The organism is Amycolatopsis sp. NPDC059021, assembly GCF_042739895.1.
Taxonomy (GTDB): Bacteria; Actinomycetota; Actinomycetes; order Mycobacteriales; family Pseudonocardiaceae; genus Amycolatopsis.
The window spans coordinates 1-7,974 of the sequence record NZ_JBHYIQ010000119.1; the positions used below are offsets into that span (position 1 = coordinate 1).

A 7,974-nucleotide genomic window follows, 5' to 3' on the forward strand; every position below is an offset into this window, starting at 1 on the left:
GCACCTGGGGCCACCCTCTACACACGCCGCGCCCCGCAGAAACCCCATCAAAGCCGTGAAGGCCTCCTTCACAGCGTTGAGCGCTGTGAAGGAGGCCTTCACGGACCTTCGAGCAGAGAGACCTCAGCTGCCGCTGGCGGGCGCGAGGACCTTGTCGATCACGAACACGGTCGCGTTCTTGGTCGCGATGTTCCCGCACAGGATCTTCGCGCCGTTCACGGTCAGCTGGTTCCCGGTGCCCGAGAACGTCAGCTGACCGCCATCGGTGGCGAGCGTCGGAGACGTCTTCGCGGCTTCGAGGCCCTTGGCGTCGAGGCGCTTGCCGATGACGTGGAAGTTCAGCAGCGACGTCAGCTCGGTGCCCTTCAGCTGGCTGAACTTCGTCTCGCCGTACGCCTTGACCGCGTCGTCGGACGGCGCGAACACGGTCACCGCGGGCGCGTTGTTCAGCGAGTCCGTCAGGTTCGCGTTCCTGATCGCGGCCGAAAGCTTGGTCAGCAGCGGGTTCGCCGCGGCAGCGGCGGCGACCGTCTGCTGCCCCATCGCGGTGACGCTGCCCGCCTCACTGCCGTGCGGCAGCGACTCGCACGCGGAGCCGAAAACAGCAGAGCCACCGGAGCCGCCCTCGCCGGGAGCCGGCGTCGACACCGTGCTCACCGGCGCCGAGGCGGGCGCGGGGGCGGGCGGCGTCGCGGACTTGTACTGCTCGGCCTTGCCGCTGTACGCCGCGTCGTCCGGGTTGCAGGCCGTCAGGGCCAGCACGGCCACGGCCGCGATGCCGGCTCCGGCGACGCCGCGAAGCTTCACCACAACGATCACTCCCTGTTCGGTCCGGGAACGCCACGACAAGACTGTCTCGTCACCCGGAGCTGTGCCGGGTCGCCACCCAAGGTTTTTATAGCGGAGTACCCAGTCCGAACCGTGGAAGGGGTGGTCAGCGTGCGTCCAGTGTCACCGAATGCCACCCGGTCGCGCCGTCCGGGACCGGGTCGGCGCGCGCCTCGGTCTGCGTGTAGCCGGATCGGTCGGTGGCGCGGACGAAGACCTGGTGCGAGCCCTGCGGGATGTCGAGCTCGGTCCACCACATGCGCCAGGTGTCCTTGCTGACCTCGGCGGAAAGCGTCGTCTCCCGCCACGTCCCCTGGTCCAGCCGCACCTCGACCTTCGCGATCCCGGTGTGCTGGGCCCACGCGGTCCCGGCGACACGCACCTTCCCCGCGGTCACCCGCGCGAACCCGCTGGGCGTGTCGATGCGGGATTCCGTCTTGATCGGCGCCTCACGGGCCCAGCCGCGGTTGAGCCAGTAGGCCTGACGCGCGCTCCAGGTCGTCACTTCGAGGTCGGTGACCCACTTGGTCGCCGAGACGTAGCCGTACAGCCCGGGGATGACGATCCGCGCCGGGAAGCCGTGCTCGACCGGCAGCGGCTCGCCGTTCAGCCCGATCGCCAGCATCGCACCGCGCTCCGGGTCCAGTGCCGCGCCGATCGGGGTCCCGCAGGTCCAGCCGTCGGCGCTGGTGGCGGCGAGTTGTTCCGCGCCCGGCCGCACGCCCGCCTCGCGCAGCAGGTCGGCGAGATCGACGCCGAGGAAGCGGCCGGTCGAAATCAGCGGGCCACCGACCTCGTTCGACACGCACGTCAGCGTCACGAGCCGCTCGACGAGCGGACGCGAGCGGATGTCGGAGTAGGACAAGGTGAGCTCACGGTCGACCATGCCGTGGATGCGCAGACGCCACTTCTCACTGCGCAGTTGCGGGACGACCAGCGCGGTGTCGATGCGGTAGAAGTCGGCGGCCGGGGTGACGAACGGCGGCGTGCCGAGCTTGGCGAAGTCGGCGTCCGGCGGGATCGGCGGCGCGGTGCGCGACGGCACGAGCGGACCGATCGCCTCGCGCGAGCCTTCGGCGTTCGTGCTGGTCCCGAGGAGCTGTCCGCCCAGTCCGGCGACACCCGCGCCCGCCGCGACACCGACGCCGGTGACCAGGAACTTCCGGCGCGATTCGCCGTCGTAGGACCGCGGCTCGGCGGGCAGCGCGAGCCGGTGCAGCCAGGTGAACGCGGCGAACCCCGCCACGAGCGCGGCCACCGGGGCGAGCAGCGCGATCTGGCCGAGGTCGTTCCGGACGTACACCGCGGCGATCCCGGCGACGCCGAGCACCGCGACGAGCACCTGTCCCGCCAGGGGTTTGCGCCGCGAAAGCTGTCCGGCGGCCAGCGCGAACAACACCAGCACGACGCCGAGGCCGATCTTGAGGACGAGCTTGTCCGCCGTGCCGAGCGTGCGTTCGGCCCACTTCACGATCCCCTGCGGACTGTGGTCGATCACGAACGTCGCCACCGCAACGAACGGCGAAGCCGCGTAGCCGACGAACCCCGCGACCAGATGTCCGACACCGAGCGCGGCGGCCAGCGCGAGCACGCCGATCAGCGCGGCGACCGGCAGCGACAGCCGCTTTTCCCGAATCCCTTGAGCCTCCACGTCTCCATATTCGACGCGGAACGCGGATCCGGCTTGGGTCCGGGCCCTTACCGGGCTCTTACGTCATGCCAGCGCCGCGCGGAGCCGGTCCTCCTCGACCTTCCAGTACCCGTGCTCGGCGCCGTCGACGAGGATCACCGGGACGCGGTCGCCGTACTCGGCCCGCCACTCCGGATCGGTGTCGACGTCGGCGGCCTCCCATGGCACCCCGAGCTCCCCGCAGATGCGCTCGACCTCGGCCTCCGCCGTCACACACGACGGACACCCGACCCTTGTCATCACCGTGACCTGATGCGCCATGAGTCCATCCTCCCCGAAAGTCTCCGAAGGCCACCTTGAGGGAACTCAAGTCCCTGAAGGTGGCCTTCAGAGGCCACTAGCGCAGCCGCAGGCGCCGGAGCTTGCCGGTGGCCGAATGCGGTAGGGCGTCGGTGAACTCGACGGCGTGCGGCACCTTGTACCCCGCCAATCGCTCCGCGCAGTGCTCGACGACCTGCTGCTCAGACAGCGACGCGCCGTCCAGCGGCACCACGAACGCCTTGACCGCCTCGCCGCTGCGCTCGTCGACGACCCCGACGACCGCCGCCTCGGCGACCTCCGGAAGCTGCCCGATGACCTCCTCGACCTCGCGTGGGAAGACGTTGAAGCCGTTCACGATGATCAGGTCGTTGGCCCGGTCGACCAGGTGCAGATCGCCTTCGCTGTCGAGATAACCGACGTCGCCCGTGCGGTACCAGCCGTCCTCGTCCGGCCCGGCCGCCCCGTCCGGCCAGTACCCGGAGAACAGGTTCGCGCCGCGGACCGAAACCAGCCCGGTGCCGCCGGCGTTGTCGAAGACGTCGTCGGGGTCGTCCGGATCGAGCGGCGGTTCCTGGGCGTCGCCGTCGCTGTCCACCAGCCGCAGCTCGATCCCGGGCAGCGGGCGACCGACCGACCCCGGCTTCGGATACCCGGTGACCAGCGTGGACGTCACCACCGGCGCGCATTCGGTGAGCCCGTAGCCCTCGTAGACGTCGAGGCCGGTGGCCTGCCGGATCGCGGTGAGCACCTTCGGGTGCAGCGGTGCGGCACCGGAGTTCATCCGCCGGACCGTGGCCAGGCCGCGGCCCAGCGCTTCGGCACCGAGCGCGGCGAACTCCGCGTACATGACCGGCACCCCGGCGATGGAGGTGACGCGGTGTTCGGCGCACAGTTCGAGCGTCCTGGCCGCCTCGAACCGCTCGGACAGCACGGCGGTCGCGCCGACGGCTGTGGCCTGCAGCAGGCCCGGACCGAGACCGTAGACATGGAACAGCGGGATCGTGATCAGCACGCGGTCGGTGTGTTCGAGCGACCCCTGGACCTGACGCAGTTGCGCCAGGTTCGCGAGCAGCGCGCGGTGCGAGAGCATCACGCCACGCGGCGGCCCAGTCGTGCCGGACGTGTAGGAGATGACGGCGATGTCCTCGCCGCCGCGCACGACGTCGACCGGTTCGGCGGGTGCCTCATCGGCCCGTGGAGGCAGCGCCACGACGTCCTCGGGCAGTTCGTCCCCGGAATCACGCTGGATCACGACGAGCGCACCGCTGTGGTCGAGCAGTTTGCCCAGCTCCGGCGCCGGGGCCTGCGGGGAGATGGGGACGACGATGGCGCCCGCGCGCAGGGCCGCGTAGAGACCGATCACGAAGTCCGCGGACGTCGGCAGCCGCAGCGCGACCCGGTCACCCGGCGTGACGCCGGCCTCGGCGAGTTTCCCCGCCAGAGTGGCCGCGGCGGCGTCCAGCTGTGCCCAGGTGAACACCTCGTCACTGTCGGTGTCCCGGACCGCGACGCCGTCCGGCCAGCTCGCCGCGGCCTTTCCGAGCAGCGCGGTTACTCCCTCCGGCGCAACGTCCTCGACGGTCACGCGTACCCCACTTTCCTCGTCGGAAGCCGTTGCCAGTTTGTCATCTCCTCCCCCGTCACGGGGATCCCTGGCGTTCGTCGCATTTCCGCAACCTCGATACCCCTACCTACTTCGCGGTAACAACACGTATGCTGCACTGCGTCGCCGGGTGGTGTTGATCACGCCCGACGGTCGAGCAGAGGGAGTCGCCGTGACGAACTTGCCTGCCCACGGGGTCGTGGGGCACGCGGGACGGCGTGTTCCTGTGCGCGGGAACAGGGTCGTCAGCAGGGGTACCGGGGGCAGAGCAGACGCCGGAGGTGCCACCCGATGACCGTGCCGACCGCCGCCGCCGGCCACCGGCCCGTCGCGATGTTCACCGAGCGCGTCCTCGGCGCAGCCGTTCCCTTGAACCGGCGAGCCGGAGACACCACGGTGAGCACTGACGAGACCGAACGCGCCGAAGCCGCCAAGGCCGAGGCGTGGGACCTGGTGCGCGCCGCGCAGGACGGCGACACCTCCGCGTTCGGGCGGCTCTACGACCGGTACGTCGACGTCGTCTACCGGTACGTGCTGTTCCGGCTGGGCGATCGCGACCTCGCCGAGGACGTCACGAGCGAGACGTTCCTGCGCGCGCTGCGCCGCATCACCTCGGTCAGCTACCAGGGCCGTGACGTCGGGGCCTGGTTCGTCACCATCGCCCGCAACCTGGTGCTCGACCACGTGAAGTCCAGCCGGTTCCGGCTCGAGGTCGTCACCGACGAGGTCACCGAGCCGGGCACCACGCACACCCCCGGCGTGAGCAGCCCGGTGCCCGCCGGGCCCGAGCAGCAGGCGATCGCCCACGCGACCCGCGCCGAGCTGTTGCGCTGCGTCGCGGAACTGGGCGACGACCAGCGGGAGTGCATCATCCTGCGGTTCCTGCAGGGGCTGTCGGTGGCCGAGACGGCGCAGATCATGAACCGCAACGAAGGGGCCATCAAGGCGCTCCAGCACCGCGCGGTACGACGTCTGGCACAACTTCTGCCCACCGGTTTGCGCTGAAGTTCGTAACTTCGCACTCGTTGCCCGGAATCCGTAACTCTCGCGCTCGCTGAATCGTTTTTCCTGCCAGACCGGTAGTCAGGGGCCGGTGTTGCGGGACGGAGCAAGAACCGTGGGCGTGCCCGGGTGGCAGTCGCGGGAGCGAGCCGAGCGTGAGCGGTTCGCCCGCGCGCTCGAACCTTCGCCGGAGCGGCGGAGCGGCGAGTTCGCCGACGAGCTGGCCGTCGTCGGCGCGTTGCGCGCGCTCGGCGAGACCGGTTCGCCGGACCTGGAGACGCGGCAGCGGATCCACGCGGAGATCGCGGGACGGCTGGCCGCGACGGCCGACGCGCCAGGGCGCCGCCGGGTCCGCCTGGCCAATCTGGCGGCCGCCGCGGCCGCGGCGTTCCTCACTCTCGCGGGCCTCGGACTGGTGCTGTCGAAGGACGCCCTGCCGGGCGACACGCTGTACGGCGTGAAGCGCGTCGGCGAGTCGGCATCGCTCGGGCTGGCGTTCGGCGACCGGGCCAAGGCCGAGAAGCACCTCGAATTCGCCGGCCATCGGGTCACCGAGCTCGGCGAGCTGGCCCCGGCGACGCAGGCCGAGGTGTACCGGCGGACGCTCGGCGACTTCGTCACCGAGGTGCGTGCCGGGGTCTCGGGCATGACCACGGTCGCGATCGGCGACGCGGGACGGCAGCAGCTGGCCGATCTGCGGATGTGGGCCAGGAACCAGTCGGCACTGCTGGCCACGCAGCAGACCAAGGCCCCCGCGGACGTGCTGATCGCGTTCACCGAGGCGCGCGGCGTGCTCGACCGCGTGCAGCAGCGCTCGACGGATCTGGTGGCGCGGCTCGGCTGCTACCAGATCACCACCGGCTCGACGGACGAGCTGGGCGCGCTGCCGGCCCGCGGCGAGTGCACGACACTCCCGGTGTCCCCGTCGGGCGGCGTCGTGCCGCCGCCCGTGGAACCGGTCACACCACCGGCCACCGGGGAAACCTCGACGCCGCCGGCACAACTCGTGGTGTCGCCCGGCTCGGAGCCGACGTCGCCGACCCCGCTGTCACCCACGCCGACGCACGGGACGACTCCGCCGCCGGTGTACGCGCCGCCGATCCCGACGCCGACCCAGCCGCGGCTGCCGACGCCGACCTCGCCCCCGCCGCCGCGCATTTCGCTGCCGCCGCTGTTGCCCGGCCTGCCGCCCATCGTCGTGCCGTGACGGTCGCCGCGTGACTGTCGTCGCGTAACTGTTGGTCCGTGACGGAGGCCATACCCCGGACGGGGAAGGTGAGCGCTCGCTACGCTGTGCTCAGGCATCCCGGACGTTCCGGGCCGCCTGGGCGGTAGCTGGACCTGGAGGCGGTGTGCGTGTCCGCTTGGCGTAGCAAGGACAAGACCCAGGAGCTCGAACGCCGCGCCGCGCTAGCGGGCGAGGCGTCGGCCGAGGCTGCCACGAAGGTCGCCGAACCGCCCGCGCCGCCCGCCCCGCCGGATCTCACCGCGGCCGCCTTCTTCGACGTGGACAACACGATGATGATGGGCGCGTCGATCTTCTACTTCGCCCGCGGGCTCGCCGCGCGAAAGTTCTTCACGACCTCGGATCTCGCCGGTTTCTTGTGGGGCCAGGTGAAATTCCGCCTCGGCGGACGGGAGAACAAGGAAGACATCAAGACCCACCGCGAACGCGCACTGTCCTTTGTGGCCGGTCGGACGGTGGAGGAGCTGACCGCGATCAGCGAGGAGATCTACGACGAGCTGATGGCGGACAAGATCTGGTCCGGCACGCGCGCGCTCGCGCAGATGCACCTCGACGCCGGGCAGCGCGTGTGGCTGGTCACCGCGACGCCGATCGAACTCGCCGGCATCATCGCCCGGCGGCTCGGGCTCACCGGCGCACTCGGCACGGTCGCCGAAACCCGCGACGGTGTCTACACAGGACGGCTCGTCGGCGACATGCTGCACGGCCGCGCGAAGGCGCACGCGGTGCGTGCGCTGGCTTCCCGCGAGGGCCTGAACCTCAAGCGCTGCACGGCATACTCGGATTCGCAGAACGACGTCCCGATGCTCTCGACGGTCGGCACCGCCGTCGCGATCAACCCCGACGGCGGCCTGCGCGACGTCGCCCGCGCCCGCGGCTGGGAAATCCGCGACTTCCGCACCGGCCGGAAGGCCGCGAAGATCGGTGTCCCGTCGGTACTGGGCGCCGGCGCGGTGGCGGGCGCCGTCGCGGCCGGACTCGCCTACCGCAAACGCTGACCCCTGCGCGGCCCACGGGGCCGGCCGGACTTCACCAGTGCTCGCGGTACTCGGCGTCCGGAATGGTCGTTTCCCCACCCGGGCCGGGGTTTCCCTCTGATAGGTATCCCCCCACCCTCCCTGGGGGACGGCCCCACCAGCAGTCTATCGCCGGGGTGCGACAGAACCTCGAAAACGAGCTGAGCGGCTCGGAGTTGTCCACAATCGGCTGAGGCTGTGGACAACCGCGGGGAACGGGGCCGGTCGGGTCCTGGAGCGGGTGACCAAACCCCCGGGGCGGGCCGGGGGAGGGTCGAAAACCCCCGGGGCCACCCCCCCCGCGACCGGCGCCCGGGGGGGCGTGCGT

7 protein-coding genes are annotated in these 7,974 nt (G+C 71.1%); 3 read left to right on the plus strand and 4 right to left on the minus strand.

Translation table 11 applies throughout. The features are described 5' to 3' along the window. Positions 1 to 123: 123 nt before the first annotated feature. From ACFWX1_RS41685 to ACFWX1_RS41700, 4 genes are all read right to left on the minus strand, one after another. The gene (locus ACFWX1_RS41685) at positions 124 to 810 is read right to left on the minus strand and encodes a fasciclin domain-containing protein (protein WP_378395416.1); all 687 of its coding nucleotides are present in this window, start codon (positions 808 to 810) and stop codon (positions 124 to 126) included. Between the two features lie 124 nt (positions 811 to 934). Beyond that, on the minus strand, positions 935 to 2,479 hold the full coding sequence (locus ACFWX1_RS41690; protein ID WP_378395417.1) for a molybdopterin-dependent oxidoreductase: 1,545 nt from the start codon (positions 2,477 to 2,479) through the stop codon (positions 935 to 937). 63 nt (positions 2,480 to 2,542) lie between these two features. Then, positions 2,543 to 2,779 (minus strand): glutaredoxin family protein, encoded by a 237-nt coding sequence (locus tag ACFWX1_RS41695; RefSeq protein WP_378323647.1) that lies wholly within the window; start codon positions 2,777 to 2,779, stop codon positions 2,543 to 2,545. A 76-nt stretch (positions 2,780 to 2,855) separates the two neighbouring features. Next, entirely contained in the window at positions 2,856 to 4,364 is a 1,509-nt protein-coding gene (locus ACFWX1_RS41700; RefSeq protein ID WP_378395418.1) for an AMP-binding protein, read from the minus strand. A 309-nt stretch (positions 4,365 to 4,673) separates the two neighbouring features. On the opposite strand from ACFWX1_RS41700, the gene ACFWX1_RS41705 reads away from it, so the two are divergent. The 3 genes from ACFWX1_RS41705 (at position 4,674) to ACFWX1_RS41715 (ending at position 7,628) form a co-directional block, all read left to right on the plus strand. Further along, on the plus strand, positions 4,674 to 5,387 hold the full coding sequence (locus ACFWX1_RS41705; protein ID WP_378395419.1) for a sigma-70 family RNA polymerase sigma factor: 714 nt from the start codon (positions 4,674 to 4,676) through the stop codon (positions 5,385 to 5,387). 112 nt (positions 5,388 to 5,499) lie between these two features. Further along, positions 5,500 to 6,591, plus strand: coding sequence for a DUF5667 domain-containing protein (locus ACFWX1_RS41710; protein ID WP_378395420.1), 1,092 nt, complete (start codon positions 5,500 to 5,502; stop codon positions 6,589 to 6,591). Positions 6,592 to 6,725: 134 nt separating this feature from the next. Next, positions 6,726 to 7,628, plus strand: coding sequence for an HAD family hydrolase (locus ACFWX1_RS41715; RefSeq protein WP_378395436.1), 903 nt, complete (start codon positions 6,726 to 6,728; stop codon positions 7,626 to 7,628). The last annotated feature ends 346 nt before the right edge of the window (positions 7,629 to 7,974 follow it).